The sequence below is a fragment of the Mesorhizobium sp. M0048 genome (genome assembly GCF_040323405.1).
Taxonomy (GTDB): Bacteria; Pseudomonadota; Alphaproteobacteria; order Rhizobiales; family Rhizobiaceae; genus Mesorhizobium.
In genome coordinates, this window is record NZ_JAMYUV010000002.1 from 242769 (window position 1) to 263329 (window position 20561).

At 62.8% G+C, this 20561-nt stretch carries 17 protein-coding genes, 1 pseudogene and 1 riboswitch; of the genes and pseudogenes, 8 read left to right on the top strand and 10 right to left on the bottom strand.

The features are described 5' to 3' along the window. Window positions 1-94: 94 nt before the first annotated feature. Window positions 95-1735: an acyl-CoA synthetase gene (locus tag NKJ84_RS03385; RefSeq protein ID WP_352505319.1), complete on the bottom strand. Its 1641-nt coding sequence runs from the start codon at window positions 1733-1735 to the stop codon at window positions 95-97. Between the two features lie 186 nt (window positions 1736-1921). Between NKJ84_RS03385 and NKJ84_RS03390 the strand changes: the two genes are divergently transcribed. Both NKJ84_RS03390 and NKJ84_RS03395 read left to right on the top strand, forming a co-directional pair. Beyond that, on the top strand, window positions 1922-2887 hold the full coding sequence (locus NKJ84_RS03390; protein WP_352505320.1) for a sugar-binding transcriptional regulator: 966 nt from the start codon (window positions 1922-1924) through the stop codon (window positions 2885-2887). A gap of 74 nt (window positions 2888-2961) precedes the next feature. Next, entirely contained in the window at window positions 2962-5016 is a 2055-nt protein-coding gene (locus tag NKJ84_RS03395; RefSeq protein ID WP_352505321.1) for a bifunctional aldolase/short-chain dehydrogenase, read from the top strand. A 73-nt stretch (window positions 5017-5089) separates the two neighbouring features. On the opposite strand, the pseudogene NKJ84_RS03400 reads toward NKJ84_RS03395, so the two are convergent. The 4 genes and pseudogenes from NKJ84_RS03400 to NKJ84_RS03415 all read right to left on the bottom strand — a co-directional run bounded on the left by NKJ84_RS03400 (window position 5090) and on the right by NKJ84_RS03415 (window position 9760). Beyond that, window positions 5090-5912 (bottom strand): annotated as a pseudogene (locus NKJ84_RS03400) (acyl-CoA thioester hydrolase/BAAT C-terminal domain-containing protein). A gap of 156 nt (window positions 5913-6068) precedes the next feature. Beyond that, window positions 6069-7124, bottom strand: coding sequence for a substrate-binding domain-containing protein (locus tag NKJ84_RS03405; RefSeq protein ID WP_352505322.1), 1056 nt, complete (start codon window positions 7122-7124; stop codon window positions 6069-6071). A 45-nt stretch (window positions 7125-7169) separates the two neighbouring features. Then, window positions 7170-8165, bottom strand: coding sequence for an ABC transporter permease (locus NKJ84_RS03410; RefSeq protein ID WP_352505323.1), 996 nt, complete (start codon window positions 8163-8165; stop codon window positions 7170-7172). Window positions 8166-8248: 83 nt separating this feature from the next. Further along, entirely contained in the window at window positions 8249-9760 is a 1512-nt protein-coding gene (locus NKJ84_RS03415) for a sugar ABC transporter ATP-binding protein (RefSeq protein ID WP_352505324.1), read from the bottom strand. 135 nt (window positions 9761-9895) lie between these two features. Here NKJ84_RS03415 and mtnK point away from each other — a divergent pair, with 135 nt between their 5' ends. From mtnK to dhaL, 5 genes are all read left to right on the top strand, one after another. Further along, on the top strand, window positions 9896-11167 hold the full coding sequence (mtnK, locus tag NKJ84_RS03420; protein WP_352505325.1) for an S-methyl-5-thioribose kinase: 1272 nt from the start codon (window positions 9896-9898) through the stop codon (window positions 11165-11167). Continuing rightward, window positions 11164-12258 carry an S-methyl-5-thioribose-1-phosphate isomerase gene (gene mtnA, locus NKJ84_RS03425; RefSeq protein WP_352505326.1) on the top strand — a complete coding sequence of 365 codons (1095 nt, stop codon included), beginning with the start codon at window positions 11164-11166 and terminating at the stop codon, window positions 12256-12258. Before mtnK ends, mtnA begins: the two co-directional genes overlap by 4 nt. 56 nt (window positions 12259-12314) lie before the next feature. Continuing rightward, a riboswitch (FMN riboswitch) is annotated at window positions 12315-12462 on the top strand. 76 nt (window positions 12463-12538) lie between these two features. Then, the gene (locus tag NKJ84_RS03430; RefSeq protein WP_352505327.1) at window positions 12539-13012 is read left to right on the top strand and encodes a 6,7-dimethyl-8-ribityllumazine synthase; all 474 of its coding nucleotides are present in this window, start codon (window positions 12539-12541) and stop codon (window positions 13010-13012) included. A gap of 68 nt (window positions 13013-13080) precedes the next feature. Further along, window positions 13081-14088, top strand: a complete 1008-nt coding sequence (locus NKJ84_RS03435) for a dihydroxyacetone kinase subunit DhaK (RefSeq protein ID WP_352505328.1) — start codon at window positions 13081-13083, stop codon at window positions 14086-14088. A gap of 9 nt (window positions 14089-14097) precedes the next feature. After that, the gene (dhaL, locus tag NKJ84_RS03440; protein ID WP_352505329.1) at window positions 14098-14733 is read left to right on the top strand and encodes a dihydroxyacetone kinase subunit DhaL; all 636 of its coding nucleotides are present in this window, start codon (window positions 14098-14100) and stop codon (window positions 14731-14733) included. Here dhaL and derI read toward each other — a convergent pair. From derI to NKJ84_RS03455, 3 genes are read right to left on the bottom strand one after another with little or no spacing between them, the layout of a single operon-like run. After that, window positions 14730-15173, bottom strand: a complete 444-nt coding sequence (gene derI / locus NKJ84_RS03445) for a D-erythrulose-4-phosphate isomerase (protein WP_352505330.1) — start codon at window positions 15171-15173, stop codon at window positions 14730-14732. The two genes, dhaL and derI, sit on opposite strands and share 4 nt — an antisense overlap. 26 nt (window positions 15174-15199) lie before the next feature. Continuing rightward, window positions 15200-15958: a triose-phosphate isomerase gene (locus NKJ84_RS03450; protein ID WP_352505331.1), complete on the bottom strand. Its 759-nt coding sequence runs from the start codon at window positions 15956-15958 to the stop codon at window positions 15200-15202. A 10-nt stretch (window positions 15959-15968) separates the two neighbouring features. Beyond that, the gene (locus NKJ84_RS03455; protein ID WP_352505332.1) at window positions 15969-16733 is read right to left on the bottom strand and encodes a DeoR/GlpR family DNA-binding transcription regulator; all 765 of its coding nucleotides are present in this window, start codon (window positions 16731-16733) and stop codon (window positions 15969-15971) included. 256 nt (window positions 16734-16989) lie between these two features. Between NKJ84_RS03455 and fba the strand changes: the two genes are divergently transcribed. Continuing rightward, the gene (gene fba, locus NKJ84_RS03460; protein ID WP_254818718.1) at window positions 16990-18054 is read left to right on the top strand and encodes a class II fructose-bisphosphate aldolase; all 1065 of its coding nucleotides are present in this window, start codon (window positions 16990-16992) and stop codon (window positions 18052-18054) included. A gap of 44 nt (window positions 18055-18098) precedes the next feature. Here the strand turns inward: fba and NKJ84_RS03465 are convergent, their stop codons facing one another. Beyond that, window positions 18099-19037 carry a sugar phosphate isomerase/epimerase family protein gene (locus tag NKJ84_RS03465; RefSeq protein WP_352505459.1) on the bottom strand — a complete coding sequence of 313 codons (939 nt, stop codon included), beginning with the start codon at window positions 19035-19037 and terminating at the stop codon, window positions 18099-18101. Then, window positions 19037-20554, bottom strand: coding sequence for a glycerol-3-phosphate dehydrogenase (locus NKJ84_RS03470; protein WP_352505333.1), 1518 nt, complete (start codon window positions 20552-20554; stop codon window positions 19037-19039). The genes NKJ84_RS03465 and NKJ84_RS03470 overlap by 1 nt, the downstream gene beginning before the upstream one ends. Window positions 20555-20561 lie beyond the last annotated feature (7 nt).

Consider the following 20561-nt stretch of genomic DNA (forward strand, 5'->3'; position numbering starts at 1 on the left):
CGCCGGGTGCGCCTGCAACGCCGCCCCGTGTTTTTTGACGCAAAGGAATTTGAAATGATGCTTTCCGAAAAACGGTTCCGTTTCGGATCGGGCGTTAAGGCTGCTTTGTCATCTCCCGCAGCCGGAACTTCTGGATCTTGCCTGTCGAAGTCTTCGGGATCTCCGCGAAGATCACCGCTTTCGGCACTTTGAAGCGGGCGAGCAGCGCGCGGCAGTGCTCGATGATTTCGGCCTCAGTCGCCGCCTTGCCCGGCTTCAGCTCGACATAGGCGACGGGCACCTCGCCCCATTTGTCGTCGGATCGGGCGACAACGCCGCAGGAGGCAACGGCGGGATGCTTGTAGAGTGCCTCCTCGACCTCGATCGAGGAGATGTTCTCGCCGCCGGAGATGATGATGTCCTTGGAACGGTCCTTGAGCTGGATGTAGCCGTCCGGATGCATGACGCCGAGGTCGCCCGAATGGAACCAGCCGCCTGCGAAGGCCTCGTCGCTCGCCTTGCGGTTCTTGAGATAGCCTTTCATGACGATGTTGCCGCGGAACATCACCTCGCCGATGGTCTCGCCGTCGGCCGGCGTCTCTTGCATCGTCTGCGGGTCCATCACCGTCAGGCCTTCGAGCGCGGCGTAGCGCACGCCCTGCCTCGCCTTCTTCGCCGCCCTCGCCCCCTTCTCCAGCCGATCCCACTCGCCATGCCATTCGTTGACGACGGCCGGGCCGTAGGTCTCGGTCAGGCCGTAGAGATGGGTGACGGCAAAGCCCGCATCGGCCATGCCCGACAGCACCGCCTCAGGCGGCGGCGCCGCGGCGGTGTTGAAGGTGACGGTCTGCGGAAACTGCCGCTTGTCCTCGTCCCTGGCGTTGATCAGCACCGACATCACCACCGGCGCGCCACACAGATGGGTGACGCCGTGATCGGCGATGGCGTCGTAGATCGGCTTCGCCCGCACCCAGCGCAGGCAGACATGGGTGCCAGCCTGCACGGCAAGCGTCCAGGGAAAGCACCAGCCGTTGCAATGGAACATCGGCAGCGTCCACAGATAGACCGGGTGCTTGCCCATGCCGGCATGGATGGTGTTGGCATAGGCCATCAGTGCCGCGCCGCGATGGTGACAGACGACGCCCTTCGGATTGCCTGTCGTGCCGGAGGTGTAGTTGAGCGAGATGGCATCCCATTCGTCGTCCGGCATCGACCAGGCGAAATCCTCGTCGCCGTCGGCGACAAACGCCTCATAGTCCAGCGTGCCGATCCGTTCCCCCTTGGGATAGGGCGCATCGGCGGCATAGTCGGGATCGTCGTAATCGATCAGCAACGGCCTGACCTTGGCCAGCGTCAGCGCTTGCCGGACCACGCCGGCGAATTCGCGGTCGACGATCAGCACCTTGCTTTCGGCGTGATCGAGCTGGAAGGCAATGACGGCGGCATCGAGGCGGGTGTTGAGCGAGTGCAGCACCGCCTTGGTCATCGGCACGCCGAAATGCGCTTCCAGCATCGGCGGTGTGTTGGACAGCATGACGGTGACGGTGTCGCCCTTGCCGATGCCGCGCTTAGAAAGGGCCGAGGCAAGCCTCAGCGAGCGTTTCCAGAAATCGCGATAAGTCGAGCGCCGGCGGCCATGAATGATGGCGACCTGGTCGGGAAAGGTTTTTGCCGCCCGCTCGAAATAGGTGAGCGGCGTCAGCGGCTGATGGTTGGCCGGGTTCCTGTCGAGATCCTGTTCGTAGGGATTGCCCATCCCGTCCTCCCCGATGTTCGTCCAGAACTTTAGCTACAGGTTTGCGGTCCGTCACCACCAACGATGCCGCGACAGACCGCATTTGGCACAATGACGGTCTAGATTCGACCGGCGCGAGAGCATTACCTGCCCGCGCGTAGTTTGACTTTTGTCGAGAGCCGTGAATAATGTCAGCGAGGAGATGGCATGGCGATCCGACCGGCAGAACAGCTTATCCACAAGGCCGCGTGGCTTTACTACGCACACGGCTTGCGCCAGGATCAGGTGGCCAGCCAGCTCAAGATTTCGCGTGCCTCGGTGGCGATGTATCTGCGCAAGGCGCGCGAGACCGGCATCGTCAACATCTCGACCTCGACCCAGCTTTTCACCGACGACGTCCTGGCGCGCGAGCTGGAAGACGCGCTGAAGCTCGAGGCCGTCTGGATCGCGCCGGAAAACGGCTATGTCGCCGACCCGTCCACCGACATCGCGGTACTTGCGGCAAGCGTCTTTCTCGAGCTGGTCAGGAAGGGCGACCGCATCGGCGTCGCTTGGGGGCGGACCATCTACACCATCGCCGATATCATGTCCTATGCCGATCTGCAGGACGTCACCGTGGTGCAGCTCTGCGGCAATCTGGGCGCCCCCTATTCGTACCGGCCGGACCAATGCACCATGGAAATCGCGCGCCGGCTCAACGCCAAGGGACTGAATTTTTACGCGCCGCTGGTGCTGACGACGGAAGAACTGGCACGCGGCCTGCGCGCCGAGCCGGTGATCCGCGAGCAATTGTCGGGCATCGGTGACTGCAACCTGGCGCTATACTCGGTCGGCTCGGTGGACACCGACAGCCATCTGGTCAAATGCGGCGCGCTGACGCCAAGCGAAATGGCTACATTGCGCAAGGCGGGTGCGGCCGGCGTCATTGCCGGGCAAATCATCGACGCCCAGGGCCAGGCGCTCGACTGCAGCTACAACCGCCGGCTGATTTCGGCGGAGCTGTCATCGCTGCGCCAGATCGAAAAGCGCCTTGTGGTGGTGCAGGAGGAGAGCAAGTTCGAACCGCTCGTCGCGGCGATCGCCGGCGGGCTCTGCACCCATCTCGTCGTCGGCGCGCGCATGGCACGACGGCTGCTCGACCATGCCGGAGCGGCAGCAGAAAAGGTAGCCTGATAGCCGCCGGTGCGTTGTCATCAAGGCGTCGCGGCATTCCTGTTCACAACAAAGAGAAATCGGACGAAGCTGACATGAAGAACCTATGGAATGACGGCGAGGCGGAGAAGCTGGTCGCCGACTATGCAAAGAAGGGTGTGGCCCGCGACCTGGCGTTGCGCGTCTACACGACCAGGCTGCTGGGCGGCGAGCCGCGGCTCGTCCTACATGGCGGCGGCAACACCTCGTGCAAGACCAAGGCCACCGATCTTGTCGGTGACGAGTGGGACGTGCTCTGCGTCAAGGGCAGCGGCTGGGACATGGGCGTCATCGAGCCGCAGGGGCTGCCGGCGGTCAAGCTCGGCGCGCTGTTGAAGGCGCGGTCGCTGAAGAAGCTCTCCGACGAGGACATGGTCGCGCTGCAGCGGGCGAACCTCATCGATCCGTCCTCGCCAAATCCATCGGTCGAGACGCTGCTGCACGCCTTTCTGCCGCACAAATTCGTCGACCACACGCATTCGACCGCAATCCTCGCCATCGTCGACCAGGAGGACAGCGAGGCGCTGAGCCGCAAGGTGTTCGGCGAAAAGATGGGCTTTGTGCCTTACATCATGCCGGGCTTCGATTTGGCGAAGGCGGCCGCCGATGTTTTCGACGCCGATCCGATGGTCGAAGGCCTGATCCTCGACAAGCATGGGATTTTCACCTTCGGCGACGATGCCAAACAGGCCTATGACCGGATGATCCATTACGTGAACGTCGCCGAGGATTTCATCGCCAGCCACGGCAAGCCGCGCACCGAAAAGCTGGCACTGCCAGCCGGGCTGGCCAAGCCCGCGGAGATTGCTCCGATGCTGCGCGGCGCGGTGGCGGTGGCGCGCGGTGAAGGCCGCTTCGACCGCATGATCAGCGATTTCCGCACCTCGGATGCGATCGTGGATTTCATCAATTCGGCAAAAATTGCCGACTATGCCGGGCGCGGCGTGTCGACACCCGACCTGTCGATCCGCATCAAGACCGGACCGATGGCACTGCCGGCGCCCGACGCTGACAAGGTAGGCGACTACAAATCCGTCATCCGCCAGCATGTCGAGAAATTCGCCAAGGACTATCGCGCCTATTTCGAAACCAATGATGCGCTCGACGACGTGAAGCGCACCATGCTCGATCCGATGCCGCGGCTGACGCTGGTGCCCGGCCTCGGCATGTTCGGCCACGGCCGCACGCTCAAGGACGCGAAGATCGCCTCCGACGTCGGCGAAATGTGGATCGAGGCGGTGCGCGGCGCCGAAGCCGTCGGTGACTTCCGCCCGCTCTCTAAAGCCGACCTGTTCCCGCTCGAATACTGGTCGCTGGAACAGGCCAAACTCGCCTCCAACAAGCCGAAGCCGCTGACCGGCCAGGTGATGCTGGTCACTGGCGGCGCCGGCGCGATCGGTGCTGCCACGGCAAAGCTGTTCGCCGACAACGGTGCCCATGTCGTCGTCGTCGATCTCGATGCGTCAAGGGCTGCCGAGGCGGCAAAAAAAGCCGGCAACAATTCGATCGGCATTGGCGCCGACATCACCGATCCGGCGCAGATGCGCGCTGCGTTCGACAAGGCGGTCGACGTCTACGGCGGCCTCGACATTCTCGTCTCGAATGCCGGTGCCGCCTGGGAGGGCCGGATCGGCGAGCTCGACGACGCCACCTTGCGCAGGAGTTTCGAACTCAATTTCTTCGCCCACCAGTCGGCGGCGCAGAATGCCGTGCGCATCATGCTCGAACAGGGCACCGGCGGCGTGCTGTTGTTCAATACCTCCAAGCAGGCGGTCAATCCGGGGCCGAAGTTCGGCGCTTACGGCATTCCCAAGGCGGCAACGCTGTTTTTGTCCAGGCAATATGCCCTCGACTACGGCGCGCATGGCATCCGCTCCAATGCCGTCAACGCCGACCGCATCCGTTCGGGGCTGTTGACCGATGCCATGATCGCCAGCCGCTCGGGCGCACGCGGCGTGTCGGAGAAGGAGTACATGTCCGGCAACCTGCTCGGGCAGGAAGTGACGGCCGAAGACGTCGCCCAGGCCTTTCTGCATCAAGCGCTGGCCGAGCGGACAACCGCCGATGTGACGACGGTCGATGGCGGCAACATCGCGGCGGCATTGAGGTAGGCGGAACCGGCCGAGACAGGCACGCAACTCGGAATTTTGCGACACGGCCATGGAAGACATTCTCGAACGGCTGCTACAGCAGGCCTCGGATGTCTTCCCAAGCCTTGCTGCCCAGCTTTCGATCGGTCTCGTCATTGCCTCCGTGTGCGTGCAATGCGGAGCGTGGTGTGTTCTCGCCTGGCAAGAGAATGCGGTGTCCCGCGTCCGGCGACGAAATGAGATGAATGACCTTACCTGCTTCGCCGCACCGCCTAACAATATCTCGGGCGAACGATAGGGAAGGCCACAGCGCATCGTCGCCGCCGGCGACGAGCAGAATCTCGGCCGATGCGGTCTCAACAGGGATGGTCGCCGCATTCGCTTCCCGCTTGAGCGTTTTCAAACAACTTTCGAAAAGCCCCCTGTAGGACACCTGGCCATCGACGTACTCTGGTGTCCAATCTGGATCTGTCGGCACAAACGGCAGCGCGATGCCGTCGAGCGACCATGAGGATCGTTCAGGCCAGCTGACACCATCGCGGCCCGCACCGATATTTCCCCAAACTACGGATGACGGGCTAATCGCGACCACCGCATCAATTCGCTGGTCATGGACCGCGGCAAGCAATGACGCCTCGGCACCCTTAGACGTGTCCACATAGACGATACGACGGCATCCTGTTTCAATGAGATAATCGGTTGCCGCAAAGACATATTCCGGGAACCTGGCCTTCACCGCCAAACCACTGCAGCGCCAAGGCCGACGTACCCGCATTTGCAAAGAGCCGCGCGCGCCCAACATCAACACGGCCACTCGATCCACCCAACACCACAACGCCCGTGGTGGCCGTCAAGCATCGAAAACATGTTCCGGCGACAGCGCCGGTAAGACTTTCCTCTACCGCCCGCACCTCCATGTACCCGTCAATCCTGGATTTCGGTTGTCCAATCGGCCCGCAAAGCCGGTGGCTGCGACAATTGAATTCGGTGGTCCGGCACGCCAGACATCTTCGACAAAAAGGCCGCCTGCAACAAGCTGCGGCAGACGGCTATTGTTTTGCTCGTGCCGAAAGTCACTTCGCGTTCGGGTTCGGCATCCAGGCCGGCATCGCGACATCGGCATGGGCGAATTGCGGCAGCTTGGCCGAGAGGTCCTCCATGTTCTTGATGTCCTTGTCGATCAGATCCTTCTGGGTGATCAGCGTCGGCGGCACGATGACGTTGTGGCCCGGGTCTTCGCCGGCCAAGAGTTGCGCCAGCGCACGCACCGAGACCTGGCCGACGACGGCCGGGTTGGTGGCGGCGGTTGCCGCCCAGGCGCTGTCCGGCTCGCGCATCGCGGCGATGTCCGAGGTAGAGATGTCGGCCGAATAGATCTTGATGTCCTTGTTCAACCCGGCCTCGTCGACGGCGATCTTCACGCCTTTGGCGAATTCGTCATAGGGCGCGAACATCACCTTGATGTCGGGATGAGCCGACAACACCGAGCGAGCCTGGTTGGCGACCGAATTGGCGATCGGATTGTCGAGCGTGCCGAACATGGCGACTTCGTTGATGCCCGAATATTTCTTCTTGAATTCGACCCAGGTCTCGTTGCGGCGGTCGAGCGGCGCGATGCCGGCGACATAGACATAGCCGGCCTTCCAGCTCTCGCCATTGTCTTTGACCGCCTGTTCGAGTGCGAGGCGCGCGAGGTCGCGGTCGGATTGCTCGATCTGCGGGATCTTGGGGTTTTCGACATTGACGTCGAAGGCGACGACCTTGATGCCGGCATCGACCGCGCGCTGGGCGGCGTCCTTCATCGATTCCGTCAGTCCGTGCTGGATGATGATGCCCTGGACGCCGAGCGCGATGGCCTGGTCGACCATGTCGGCCTGAAGCGCTGCGTCCTGGCGACTGTCGAGCACGCGCAGGTCGACGCCGAGCGCCTTGGCCTGCGCCTCGACGCCGGACAAATACGCCTGGAAGAAGTCGCCGGTCGAGAGATAGCGGACCAGCGCTATCTTGACGGCGCCCGGTTTGTCGAACGGCGCTGGCCGATCCTGCGCCATCGCTGGCAACTGCATCAGCAATGTTGCGCCGGCAAGCCCGAGCGCTGCCTTCCCCAAAAGTCTTCTTGTGATGTTCACGTCGCTTCCTCCACTTGTTGAACCCAAAATGTAACCGGTCGAAACCTATCTCCTGCCCCTGCCGGACAGGGCGAAGGTGAAGACAAGGGCGACCACGAGAACCACGCCCTTGACGAAATCCTGCGTGTAGTAAGGCGCGTTCATCATCGTCAGGCCCTGCAGCAGCACGCCGACAAACACCGCGCCGACAGCCGTGCCGAAGGCGTTCGGCTTGGCGGCGCCGAGAACCGCGTAACCGATGAGTGCCGCAGCCACCGCGTCGAGCAACAGATTATTACCCGAGGCGATGTCGCCACGTCCAAGCCGGGCGGCGAGCAAAATGCCGCCGATCGAGGCAAAAACCCCAGAAATAACGTAGGCCCAGATTTTGTATGCCTTGACAGGCGCGCCGGCGAGTTCGGCAGCGCGTTCGTTGCTGCCGACCGCATACATCATGCGCCCGAAACGCGTGTATTCTAGAAAGAACCAGATCAGTACGGCCAGCACGAGCAGGACGACGACCGACACCGGGATGAGGTTCGGGATGAAGAAGTCGAAGCGATGGCGGCCAAGCGCCAGGAACGCGGCGCCGAAGCTGCCGTTGGCGACCGAGCCGTCGGGCATGGTCATGCCGGTGGCGATCGAACGGCCCTCGGTAGGTATGCGCTGCAGGCCGATAAGCAGGAACATCATGCCGAGCGTCGCCAAAAGGTCCGGCACCCGCATATAGACGATCAGCCAGCCATTGATGAGGCCGACGACGGCGCCGATCACAAGACAGACGACGACCGCCACGACGGCGTTCTGTTCCAGCACCACCATGACATAGGCAGCCGCCATCATGGCGCTGGTGGCGACCGAGCCGATCGACAGGTCGAAGCCGCCGACGACCAGCGTGGCGGTGACGCCGAGCGCCAGAACGCCGGTGATGGCGACCGACTGGAAGATGAAGACGGCGCTTTGCGGCGAGACGAAACCATCGGCGGCGACGGCGAAATAGGCGATCAGCCCGAACAACAGAACGATGAAGCCGTAGCGAATAGCATGGTCGCGCAGGATCATTCAGCGCTCCCGCACGCTGGCACCGTCTTTATCCGACCCGAATTCATGCCCTCTCCATTCCAATTCTCATCGTCTTCCCGCTGTCAGGCTGCACTGTGCAACGGCCCGCCCGCCACTTCGGCCAGCAGACGCTCGAGATCGACATCGGTATTGCGGTGCTCGCCGACGATCGTCTGCTCCGACATCACCAGGATGCGATCGGCTGTCTCCAGGGCTTCGTCGAGTTCGGTGACGAACAGCAGCGTCGCGCGGCCGTGGGCGCTCGCCCGCAGCTTTGCGGCGATATCGCGTCTGGCCGAGATGTCCACACCTTGAAACGGCTCGTCGAGGATGAAAAGCCTTGCCGCCTGCGACATCCAGCGGGCGACCATCACCTTCTGCTGATTGCCACCGGAAAGCGACGCCATCTCGTCCCTCTCGGAGCGGCAGACGATGCCCAACTCCTGGATCTGCTGGCGGGCAACAGCGCGTTCGATACCGCGTTTGAGAACACCGAGACGCGACATGCGACTGTGGAACGGCAGGCTGATGTTTTCCTGGATGTTGAAGTCGCCGACGATGCCGTTTTCGCCCCGGTCCTTGGCGACGAGAAACACGCCGGCGGCAATCGCTTCGCCGGTCGACGCCGGCGCATAGGGTTTCCCGTTCAGCACCATGGTCCCGGACAGCGGCTTGCGCAAACCGAACAGCGTCTCGGCGAGTGCGGTCTTGCCGACGCCGACGAGGCCGGTGATGGCGACGACCTCGCCGTCGCCGAGGGTCAGCCAAATCGGCCTGGCGCCTTCAGCAATCCGCAACGCATCGGCAGTGAAAATTGCTTTGGCCGAATTCCTGGCGACGATCCGCTCGAGCTGGATCTTACGGCCGAGCATGGCGTTGACCGCACCTTCGTAATCCAGCGGCTTCTTGTCGAAGATACCTGAGATAACCCCATCGCGCATTGAAATGATGCGATCGGCAAGCCGTCTGATATCCGACATACGGTGCGAGATGTAGAGGATCGCCACGCCTTGCCGGCGGAGCCGGTCGAGCAATGCGAACAGCCGGTCGGCTTCGGCGCTGGACAGCGAGGAGGTCGGCTCGTCGAGGATCAGCACTTTCGGCCGGTGCGCCATGGCGCGGGCGATCGCCACCATCTGGCGATCGGCCAGAGAGAGATCGCTGATCCGGGCCTTGAGGTCGATGGCCAGTCCCATACGGTCGGCCACCGCCTTTGCCTCGCGACGCACTCGGCCCGGATTGAACAGCGTCGGCACGCCGCTGCCGCTCAGCCTGTCGAGGGTAAGGTTGGTTGCGACGTCGAGGTCGGCGACGACGCCGTCATTGATGTTCTGGTGGACAGTAACGACGCCGGCGCGGATCGCCTCCGCCGGCGTTTTCGGGTCGAACTCATGCCCGGCAAGCGACATCGAGCCGCCGCCATGGTCGTAAACGCCGCTGATGATCTTGACGAGGGTGGATTTGCCGGCGCCGTTGGCGCCCATCAGCACGGTCACTTCGCCGGCATGCAATTCGAGCGAGACGCCGCCAAGCACCTCGATATGGCCAAAGGATTTCCTCAGGCCGTCGACGCGGAACACGGCATCATTGCCCATTCGTTCCTCCCTGACCGTGACGCTATGGGCTATATCGGCAATTGTCAACACGATTGACAATTGCCAGAAGGCTTCCTAGCTTGGCCCGGCCGCCATGGCTCCGCTATCATCGGAGCACATAAGCGGGAGGTGAGGATGACTGGGAAATCGCCGTTCGAAGCACTGTCGGTCGAGACACTGGCGGGCCGTCTCGGTGCCAACGAGGCCCTGTGTTCGCAGATCGGCAAGGATACGAGCCAGTGGAAGGTTCGTGAAGTCGGCGACGGCAATCTGAACCTTGTGTTCATCGTCGAAGGTGCTGAGGGTGCGGCCGTCGTCAAGCAGGCCCTGCCCTACGTCCGGCTGGTCGGCGACAGCTGGCCGCTGCCGTTAAAACGCTCCTTTTTCGAATACCATGCGCTGACGCGGCAACAGGCACGGGCGCCGGGTTCGGTGCCTGAGATCTACCACTTCGATGAAGGCCAGGCGCTGATCATCATGGAGTACCTGTCGCCGCACATCATCCTGCGGCGGGCACTGATCGAAGGCCGGCAATTGCCGAACATCGCGAAAGACATCGGCTTGTTCATGGCCCGCACGTTGTTTCGCGGCTCCGACCTGCATATGGCGACCAAGGATCGCAAGGCCGATCTGGCGCTGTTCGCCGACAATGTCGAACTCTGCGACATCACCGAGAACCTGGTTTTCTCGGATCCGTATTTCGATGCCAAGATGAACCGGCACACCAGCCCGCAGCTCGACGGCATTGTCGCCGAGCTGCGCGCCGACCGCGACCTCAAGGTCGAGGCGCAGCACATGAAGCACATCTTCGCTGCCAATGCCGAGACGCTGCTGCATGGCGACCTGCATTCCGGCTCGATCATGGTCACCGACACCGAAACGCGGATGATCGATCCCGAATTCGCCTTCTACGGCCCGATCGCCTTCGACGTCGGCATGCTGCTCGCCAATTTCTGGATGGCGTTCTTCTCGCAGCGCGGCCATGAACAGGGCGGAAGCCGCGATGCCATGCGCGACTATCTGCTCGGCGTTACGGTCGAGACATGGTCGGTATTCCGCGTCGAGTTCTCGCATCTGTGGCGAACCGAGCGTACCGGCATGCTCTACCACAAGAGTCTGTTCGAGGATCAGGGCGACAGGCTTGGCGCCGAGCAGGCGCTAGACCACATGCTGCAGTCGATCTGGACCGATCTGCTCGGCTTTGCCGGCGTCGAGGTTCACCGGCGCATTCTCGGCCTTGCCCATAATGCCGATTTCGAGACCATTGCCGATCCTGATCTGCGCGCCAGATGTGAGGCAAAGGCGCTGAAATTCGGCCGTCACCTCGCCGTCAACCGGCGCCAGATCCACAGCATCGACGAGGTCAACCGGTTGGCCGCGCTGATCGAACGGGAGAGCAGGATTTGAACGTCGGCGACCGCCACTACCGCACCATCTGGCCGAGTGACGACGGGCGTTCGGTGGAGATCATCGACCAGCGCTGGCTGCCGCATGAGTTCCGCATCGAAAAGATCGATACCGTCGCCGGCATCGCCACGGCAATCCGCGACATGTGGGTGCGCGGGGCGCCGCTGATCGGCGTCACCGCGGCCTATGGCGTCGCCATGCAGATGGCCGACGACCCGTCGGATGCAGCACTCGACGCCGTCTGGGCAACCTTGCACGAAACGCGCCCGACGGCGATCAATTTGCGCTGGGCGCTGAACGAAATGCAGCGCTTCCTGCTGACGCTTCCCCTGGCAGAACGTGCCGCGGCTGCGTATCGGCGTGCCGGCGAGATCGCCGACGAGGATGTCGGCCTCAACCGCGCCATCGGCGCCCATGGGCTCGAAATCATCAAGGCGATCGCGGCGCGCAAGCAGCCGGGCGAACCAGTCAACATCCTAACCCACTGCAATGCCGGCTGGCTGGCCACCGTCGACTACGGCACCGCCACCGCGCCGATCTATCTGGCGACGGAAGCCGGCATTCCAGTCCATGTCTATGTCGATGAAACGCGACCCCGCAACCAGGGTGCCCAATTGACCGCCTGGGAGATGGCCGGCCACGGCGTGCCGCATACGCTCATTGTCGACAACGCCGGCGGCCATCTGATGCAGCGTGGCCAGATCGACATGGTCGTCGTCGGCACCGACAGGACCACCGCCGACGGCGATGTGTGCAACAAGATCGGTACCTATCTCAAGGCACTGGCCGCCGCCGACAACGACGTGCCGTTCTATGTCGCGCTGCCGTCGCCGACGATCGACTGGACCGTGGGCGACGGGCTGGCCGAAATCCCGATCGAACAGCGCTCGCCCGACGAGGTCTCGCTGGTCTGGGGCAAGACCGCGTCCGGCGAGATCGCCCAGGTCCGCGTGTCGCCGGAAGCCACGCCGGCGGCCAATCCGGCCTTCGACGTGACGCCGGCGCGGCTGGTCACCGGTTTGATCACCGAACGCGGTGTCGCTACGGCCTCGCGCGAAGGCCTGAAGACGATGTTTCCCGAGCGCGGATGATCCGCCGTCGGCGCCGCGATTGACAGCGTCATCCTGCCCTCCCATACATCTGCCGTCAATGTTCTCAGGGCGGGGTGAAAGTTCCCACCGGCGGTGAAGGGTTTCGGCCCAAGCCCGCGAGCGCCTTCCAGATGATCGGAAGGGTCAGCAGATCCGGTGTGATTCCGGAGCCGACGGTCAAAGTCCGGATGGAAGAGAACGAATGGAAGACGGTCCGCTTTCGCGGTTCGGATTCCGTATCGTGCGTCCTGATTCTGGTTCGAAACGGAAGGATGGACCCATGAATCAGCATTCCCGGAAAAACTATGAAACGATCCGCGTTGCCGTCATTCGGGCGCGCTGGCACGCCGACATCGTCGACCAATGCGTTGAAGCGTTCGAGGCGGAACTGGCGGTTCTCGGGGAGAAACGCTTTGCCGTCGATGTCTTCGACGTGCCGGGTGCCTATGAGATTCCCCTGCATGCAAAGACCTTGGCCCAGACCGGTCGCTATGCGGCGATCCTCGGCGCGGCGTTTGTCATCAATGGCGGCATCTACCGCCATGAATTCGTGGCGGGCGCTGTCATCGACGGCATGATGAACGTGCAATTGTCGACTGGCGTGCCCGTGCTTTCGGCGGTGCTGACGCCGCACAACTACCATGACAGCGCGGACCATCACCGCTTCTTCTTCGAGCATTTCAAGGTCAAGGGCAAAGAGGCGGCCAGTGCCTGCGTGCAACTGCTGGCGGCACGCGAACGCATCGCGGCATGAAATCTCCGTCGCGGGTGGAAATCCCGGTAAGGCGCTGTAGTATCTCACGAAAACCAGGGAGGATGCTGGTGCAGACCAAGAAGATCATCAATGACGGTAACCGCTCCGTCGACGAGATGCTGGAGGGCATCCTGGCTGCGCATCCGCGCCATCTCAGAAGTGCGGAGGGAAGTCCGCGCTCCATCATCGCCCGCGACGGCCCACGCCCCGACAAGGTCGGTCTCGTCATCGGTGGCGGCTCGGGCCACGAGCCGACCTTCCTCGGCTTCGTCGGCAAGGGGCTGGCCGACGCCGCCGCAATCGGCAATGTCTTCGCCTCGCCGCCGCCGGACCCGATCCTCGAATGCGCCAAGGCGGCCAGCGGCGGCGCCGGCGTGCTGTTCATGTACGGCAACTATGCTGGCGACGTGATGAACTTCGACATGGCCGCAGAGATGGCGGCGATGGACGACATCGAAGTGCGCACCGTGCTGACCACCGACGACGTCGCCTCGGCGCCACGCGACCAGAGGCAGAAGCGGCGCGGCGTCGCCGGCAATTTCTTCATTTTCAAGGCCGCCGGTGCCGCATGCGACCAGATGCTGTCATTCGATGAATGCGAGCGTATCGCCAGGAAGGCCAACGATCACACCTTCACCATGGGCGTGGCGCTGTCGCCCTGCTCGCTGCCGCAGACCCGCCGGCCCAATTTCGAGATCGGCCCGGACGAGATGGAGATCGGCATGGGCATTCATGGCGAACCAGGCATCGCGCGTGGAAAGTTGAAAACCGCCGACGAGATCACCGACGAGATGCTGGACAAGATGCTCGACGAGATGGCACCGGCGCGCGGCGATAAGGTCGCCGTGCTCGTCAATTCACTCGGCTCAACGCCGTTGATGGAGCTTTACATCATGAATCGGCGCGTCAAGCAGAGGCTCGACGACATCGGCGTTTCCGTCCACGCGACCTGGGTCGGCAATTATTGCACGTCGCTCGAAATGGCCGGCGCCTCGGTGACGCTGATGCATCTCGATGGCGAATTGCAGGAGATGCTCGACCATCCCTGCGACTGCGCCATGTTCCGCGCCGGCTGAGAGAGCATCATGACATCCACCGATACGGCCAAATTGAAAAAAATGTTCGATGCGATCGCCGCAGCGATCGACGCCGACAAGGACAGGCTCTGCCGGCTCGACGGCGTCATAGGCGACGCCGACCATGGCATCGCCATGGCACTAGGCTTCGGCGCTGTGCGCGACGCGCTGGACCAGATCGATGCGTCGACCGAGCCGACGGCATTGCTCAACACCGCGGCAAAGTCGTTTCTCAACGCAGTCGGCGCCTCGTCGGGCCCGCTCTATGCGACCGCCTTCATGCGCGGTGCCGCCGCCGTCAAAGGCAAGGCAATTCTGGAGGACGCTGACGTCATCGCCATGTTCCGGGCGATGGCACAAGGCATCCAGGATCGCGGCAAGGCCGAGCTCGGCGAAAAGACCATGGTCGACGCATGGCTGCCGGCAGCGCGGGCAGCGGGTGTCGCACAGGAAGCCGGCAAGAGCCTGTCCGAGAGCCTGGATGCGGCACTTGCCGCGGCCGAAAGCGGCGCCGAGGCGACCAAGGACATGATCGCCACCAAGGGCCGCTCTTCGCGTCTCGGCGAGCGCTCGCTCGGCCACGTCGATCCTGGCGCCGCGTCGGCCGTGACGATCGTCAGGGCGATGCGGAACAGTCTGGCTTAGCCCCGCTTCGCCGCGTCGAGCCTGTCGATGGCCTGGACATTGCCGGCCGATGGTCCCTTCTCATCGAATTCCGATGCGAGCCAGGCGTCGACGATCGACTTGGCCAGTTCCGGGCCGATGACGCGCGCGCCCATGGTGATGATCTGGGCGTTGTTGGATTTCGCCGCGCGCTCGGCCGAATAGGTGTCGTGGGTGAGTGCGGCGCGAATGCCGGGGACCTTGTTGGCGGAAATGGATACGCCGATGCCGGTGCCGCAAAACAGGATGCCGCGATCGTTCTCGCCGTCCAGGATGGTCTGGGCGAGCTTCTGCGACAGGTCGGCATAGTAGCCCGCCTGGCTGAGATCGTTGACCGTGAGGCCGGGCTTGGTGGCAAGGTGAGCGGCAATGACGTCGAGCAGCGGCTTGCCGGCGCTGTCGGCTCCAATGGCTATTTTCATGTTCGGTTTCCTTCCTGGTCGATGCTTCAGATCGCCGCCGAGGCGCGTTTGAGGATGTCGATATAGCCTTCCGCCTGCCAGGCGGAACGGCCGATGAACAAGCCGTCTATATTGGGCTGGCCGACCAATTCGGCGGCATTTTGCGGATTGACGCTGCCGCCATAAAGCACCGGCGGCACCACGGGCAGCAGGTCGCGGGCGATTTTCTTGATCAGCGCCTGCTGCTTGTCGGCATAAGCAGAACTTGCCGGCACGCCCTTGTCGCCGATCGCCCAGACCGGCTCATAGGCGAACAGGATCGTCGCCGCCTTCGCCGCCCCTTCGAGAAACTGCAGTGCGCCGTGCACCTGCAGGGCCAGTACCGCAGCGGCCTGCCCGCTGTTGCGTTGAGCCAAGGTCTCGCCGACGCAGATGAGTGGCACGAGACCGTGCTTCACCGCCGCTGCAGTCTTCAGCCCGACAGCCTTGTCGGTCTCGCCGAAATGCTCGCGCCGTTCGCTGTGGCCCAACTCTACCATATCAAGTTCGCAGTCTTTCAGCATTACCGGCGAGATCTCGCCGGTCCAGGCACCGGCGTCGGCCCAATGCATGTTCTGCGCGCCAACCTTGATGCGTGTCGGCGACAGCGCTTTCTTGACCTCGCGGACCGCCGTGAAGGGCGGGATGACGAAAGGCTGAATGCGCTCGTCGAAACCGGGGACGAACTTCGCCAGCGCCTCGGCGAAGGCCATCGCCTCGGCGAGCGTCTTGTTCATTTTCCAGCTGGTGCCAACCCAATAAACCATACGCGCCCTCCTACTCTGCGATCACGGTCAGCGAAACGCCAGCGCCATCCAGCGCGGCGCGCATCTGCGGCTGCGGCTCGCGGCCGGTGAAGACCATGTCGAAGGCCTTAAGATCGGTCAGGAAGTGCAAGGCGGTGCGGCCAAACTTGCCGTGATCGGCCAGCAGATATTTGCGCGCTGCTGCAGCCATCATCAGCCGTTTGGTCTGGACCACTTCCTGATCTTGGTGAAAGGCTGAGGCACCATGGATGGCCGATGAAGACAGGAAGGCGACATCTGCGCGCAAAGATTTCAGCGTGTCTTCGGCGAGCAGGCCGAAGAAGCCGTGGAACTTCTTGCTGTATTGGCCGCCAAGCGCAATCAGGTTGATGCCGGCAACGCCCGCCAAATCCTGGATGACAGCCAGGTTGTTCGAGATCACCGTCAGCGGACGCAGATCGGCAAGGTGCCGAGCAACGCCGCCCGCAGTCGAGCCGTCGTCGATAATCACCGTCTGGCCCGGCTCGATCATCCTCACGGCGGCGACGGCGATGCGCTTTTTCTCGTCGCCAGCCAATCTCTGGCGGTAACGGAAATCGCTCTCGAAAAGGCTGCTCGGCTGGATCGAGGCGCCGCCGCGCACCTTGCGCAGAAAACCGCTTTCCTCGAGCTCGTCGAGGTCGCGGTGGACGGTCATCTTCGACACGCCGAAACGTGAGGCAAGATCGTCGACACTGGCGGTGCCGATGTCCATCAGAAAATCCATGATGCCTTGCCGACGGCCGTCGCTCTTCATTTCCGCGGTTTCCTCGTACACCCCGCGTCCGAGATATAACAGCAAACGTCGCACAAGCCACCAAATTTTTTGTGATAATGTTATATCTCTATGGGATATCATGACGCTTCTGGTCGCGTGCTGTAACAAGAATTGCTGCCGGCCGAGCGCCCAGCGGTTGCGGTGCCGCGGAAATCCGGCCAGAAGCATCAGGGGCTCGACGACAACCGAACAGCCCGCAAACACTGGCCCGAAACCGGATACGGGAGACTACTGAGTGGCTCGCATCACACTGAGACAATTGCTCGACCATGCCGCCGAATACGGCTATGGCGTGCCTGCCTTCAACATGAACAATATGGAACAGGGTCTCGCCATCATGGAGGCAGCCGAGGAGACCAAATCGCCGGTTATCCTGCAGGCGAGCCGCGGCGCGCGAGCCTACGCCAACGATGTGGTGTTGGCCAAGCTGATCGACGCGCTGGTCGAAATCCATCCCGATATCCCGGTCTGCATGCATCTCGACCATGGCAACAACGAAGCCACTTGCGTCACTGCGATCCAGCACGGCTTCACTTCGGTGATGATGGACGGATCGCTGAAGGAAGACGGCAAGACGCCGGCCGACTACGCCTATAATTCCGGCATCACCCGCCGCGTCGTCGACATGGCGCATTGGGGCGGCGTCTCGGTGGAAGGCGAGATCGGCGTTCTCGGATCGCTGGAGATGGGTGGCGGCGAGCAGGAGGACGGCCATGGCGTCGAGGGCGTCATCAGCCACGACCAACTGCTGACCGATCCCGTGCAGGCCGAACAATTCGTGCGCGACACCCGTGTCGATGCGCTGGCCGTCGCCATGGGCACCAGCCACGGCGCCTACAAGTTCAGCCGCAAGCCGGACGGCGCTGTGCTCGCCATGAACGTCATCGAGGAAATTCACCGCCGCCTGCCGAACATGCATCTCGTCATGCACGGCTCGTCCTCGGTGCCGGAAGAGCTGCAGGAGATCATCAACAAATATGGCGGCCAGATGAAGCCGACATGGGGGGTGCCGGTCGAGGAGATCCAGCGCGGCATCAAGCACGGCGTGCGCAAGATCAACATCGATACCGACAACCGCATGGCGCTGACCGGCGCCATTCGCAAGGTGCTGACCGAGAACCCGAGCGAATTCGACCCGCGCAAATATCTGACGCCGGCGATGGCCGCCATGCGAAAGCTCTGCAAGGAGCGTTTCGAGCAATTCGGCACCGCCGGCAACGCACCGAAGATCAAGCCGCTGCCGCTATCGGAAATGGCCAGGCGCTATAAATCCGGCAGCCTCGACCCTAAATTCGGCTGATGTGTTCTGGATGAGCAGGGGCCGCATCGGCTCCTGCTCATCCATCATGCTCGCGGCAAAAGATCGGCCCTGCCGGCCTCGATGAAGGGCGCCCAATAGCCGACCGACTCGCGGATCATGGCGATGACCTGGTGGTCGACGGGCTCGCGCTCGCGGAACGACAATTCGAGGCAGATCTCGTTGTCGACGCCGCCGCCACGGCGAATCGTCTCCAGCAGCTTTTCCGGTGTGATGCGGCCGTCCTTGTTGTGGGCGGCAATGAACGGCCAATGGCCACCCTTGTTCATCGACGACTGCTTGACGTGGATGATCGGCGATTGCTTTGGAAAGGCTTCGGCCCAGGCATAAGGGTCGATGTCGTCCGGATTGCTCGACGTCACGTCGCCATGGTCGATGTCGACCATCATCTTGAGCGGGATCGCCATGCCGGCGGCATCGATCTCGCGCTGCAGCGTCCGGCAGCTCTCGATCGTATGGCCGAACTCGCGGCCGACCGACATCGGCTCCCAGAACAGGTAGATCAAGCCGGCGGCCTGGGCATGCTCGGCAACCTCACGCCAGCACGCCAGCGCGATGTCGAAAAGCCGCGCGCGACGTTCAGGATCGTCGTAATCCCGATGGGTGAAGATCGCGAACTGCGTACCCATGCCGCCGGCGCCGAGCTCGGCCGAAATTTCGGCAAAGGTCTTGAACCAGTCGACGTAGTAGCGTCGCACGTCGGCATCGGGATGGCCGAAATGATTGAGCCGGCCGTAAGGGCCGGTCATCGCCGAGGTCACGCGCACCCCGGTGCGGTTGAGAGCGGAGCGGAACAGGCGGGTGAATTTAGCGATCGTTGCCGCCGGCCAGCCGGGATTGATGAACTCATGCGTGAGCTGCACGTCGCGGATGCCGATGTCGTAGGCGATCGTATCGATCAGGTCGTCCGGTTCGGCAAAACGGTTGACCAGCGGATTGGTGTTGAGGGACAGCGTAAAGGCCATCAGCCGGCCTTCGCCAGCCGATTCGAACACCAGTCCTCGAACGCTTCTCTTTCCGCGCTGGACAGATGCAGGCCGTGCTTGGTGCGTCGTTCGAGAATATCGGCCGCGGTCTCGGCCCATTCGTGCTCGAGCAGGTAGTTAGCTTCGCGCTCGAAAAAATCCTTGCCGAAGCGCCGGCCCAGTTCGGCGAGCGAACCGGCCGCGCCGACCAGATCACGCGTCCTTGTGCCATAGAGCCGGCCATAATGCTTGACCAGGGAGGCGGGCATCCAAGGATATTCGTGGCCGAGGTCACCGAGGAACTGCTCGAAATCGGCATTGGCGATATCGCCGCCCGGCAGATGCCCTTTCGAGGTCCACGGCTTGCCCATCTTCGGAAAGAACGGGGCGATGCGGTCCAGCGCGTGCTCGGCCAATTTGCGGAAGGTGGTGATCTTGCCGCCGAAGACGGAAAGCAGCGGCGCCTGCCCTGCCGAAGCGTCGAGTTCGAAAATATAATCGCGGGTCACCGCACTCGGATTGTCGGCATTGTCGTCATAGAGCGGCCTGACGCCGGAAAACGAATGAACGACGTCGCCGCGCGCAAGCTGGCGCTTGAAGTAGCGGTTGACCACCTTGATCAGATAATCGATCTCGCCGGCATCCGCGGTCACGTCTTCCGGCCGCCCGTCATAGGGGATGTCGGTGGTGCCGATCAGCGCCAGATCGTTCTGGTAGGGATTGATGAAGATCACGCGCTTGTCGCTGTTTTGGACGAGATAGGCCTGTCGCCCTTCCCAGAATTTTGGCACGACAATGTGGCTGCCCTTGACCAGGCGCACGTTCCGCTTGGAGTTCTGGCCGGCCACGCGGTTGACGATGTCGTTGACCCAGGGACCGCCGGCGTTGATCAGCGCCCGTGCCCGGACTGTGGTCCTGACGCCGGTTCGACCGTCGCGCATCTCCACCGACCACAGGCCGCTTTCGCGACGGGCGGCAATGCAGGCGGTTCGGGTGAATATCCTGGCCCCACGCTCCGCGGCGTCGAGCGCGTTGATGACGACCAGGCGGGCGTCGTCGACCCAGCAGTCGGAATATTCGAAGCCGCGCTTGAAGGCGTCCTTGATCGGCGCGCCTTCGGGTGCGGTGCGCAGGTCGAGCGTGCGGGTGGCCGGCAGCCGCTTGCGGCCGCCAAGATGATCGTAGAGGAACAGGCCGAGCCGGACCAGCCAAGCCGGCCTGTCATCGGGGCTGTGCGGCAGCACGAAGCGCATAGGCCAGATGATGTGCGGCGCGGATTCGAGCAGCACCTCGCGCTCGATCAGCGCCTCCCGCACCAGGCGGAACTCGTAATATTCGAGATAGCGCAAACCGCCATGAACGAGCTTTCCCGATCGCGAACTGGTGCCCTCGGCGAGATCGTCTTTTTCGCAAAGAATGACCGACAGGCCCCGGCCCGCCGCATCGCGCGCGATTCCGGCGCCATTGACGCCACCGCCGATGACGAAGAGGTCGACGATTTCGGTTTCACCGTTCATCTCGCTC

Excerpts from the sequence above, each read along its gene's own strand:
- NKJ84_RS03450 (WP_352505331.1), bottom strand. The coding sequence starts at position 15,958 with ATGGTTTATTGGGTTGGCACCAGCTGGAAAATGAACAAGACGCTCGCC.
- NKJ84_RS03385 (WP_352505319.1), bottom strand. The coding sequence starts at position 1,735 with ATGGGCAATCCCTACGAACAGGATCTCGACAGGAACCCGGCCAACCAT.
- NKJ84_RS03415 (WP_352505324.1), bottom strand. The coding sequence starts at position 9,760 with ATGGGCAATGATGCCGTGTTCCGCGTCGACGGCCTGAGGAAATCCTTT.
- NKJ84_RS03390 (WP_352505320.1), top strand. The coding sequence starts at position 1,922 with ATGGCGATCCGACCGGCAGAACAGCTTATCCACAAGGCCGCGTGGCTT.
- NKJ84_RS03395 (WP_352505321.1), top strand. The coding sequence starts at position 2,962 with ATGAAGAACCTATGGAATGACGGCGAGGCGGAGAAGCTGGTCGCCGAC.
- NKJ84_RS03410 (WP_352505323.1), bottom strand. The coding sequence starts at position 8,165 with ATGATCCTGCGCGACCATGCTATTCGCTACGGCTTCATCGTTCTGTTG.
- derI (WP_352505330.1), bottom strand. The coding sequence starts at position 15,173 with ATGAAAATAGCCATTGGAGCCGACAGCGCCGGCAAGCCGCTGCTCGAC.
- mtnK (WP_352505325.1), top strand. The coding sequence starts at position 9,896 with ATGACTGGGAAATCGCCGTTCGAAGCACTGTCGGTCGAGACACTGGCG.
- NKJ84_RS03465 (WP_352505459.1), bottom strand. The coding sequence starts at position 19,037 with ATGGCCTTTACGCTGTCCCTCAACACCAATCCGCTGGTCAACCGTTTT.
- NKJ84_RS03430 (WP_352505327.1), top strand. The coding sequence starts at position 12,539 with ATGAATCAGCATTCCCGGAAAAACTATGAAACGATCCGCGTTGCCGTC.
- NKJ84_RS03470 (WP_352505333.1), bottom strand. The coding sequence starts at position 20,554 with ATGAACGGTGAAACCGAAATCGTCGACCTCTTCGTCATCGGCGGTGGC.
- dhaL (WP_352505329.1), top strand. The coding sequence starts at position 14,098 with ATGACATCCACCGATACGGCCAAATTGAAAAAAATGTTCGATGCGATC.
- NKJ84_RS03455 (WP_352505332.1), bottom strand. The coding sequence starts at position 16,733 with ATGAAGAGCGACGGCCGTCGGCAAGGCATCATGGATTTTCTGATGGAC.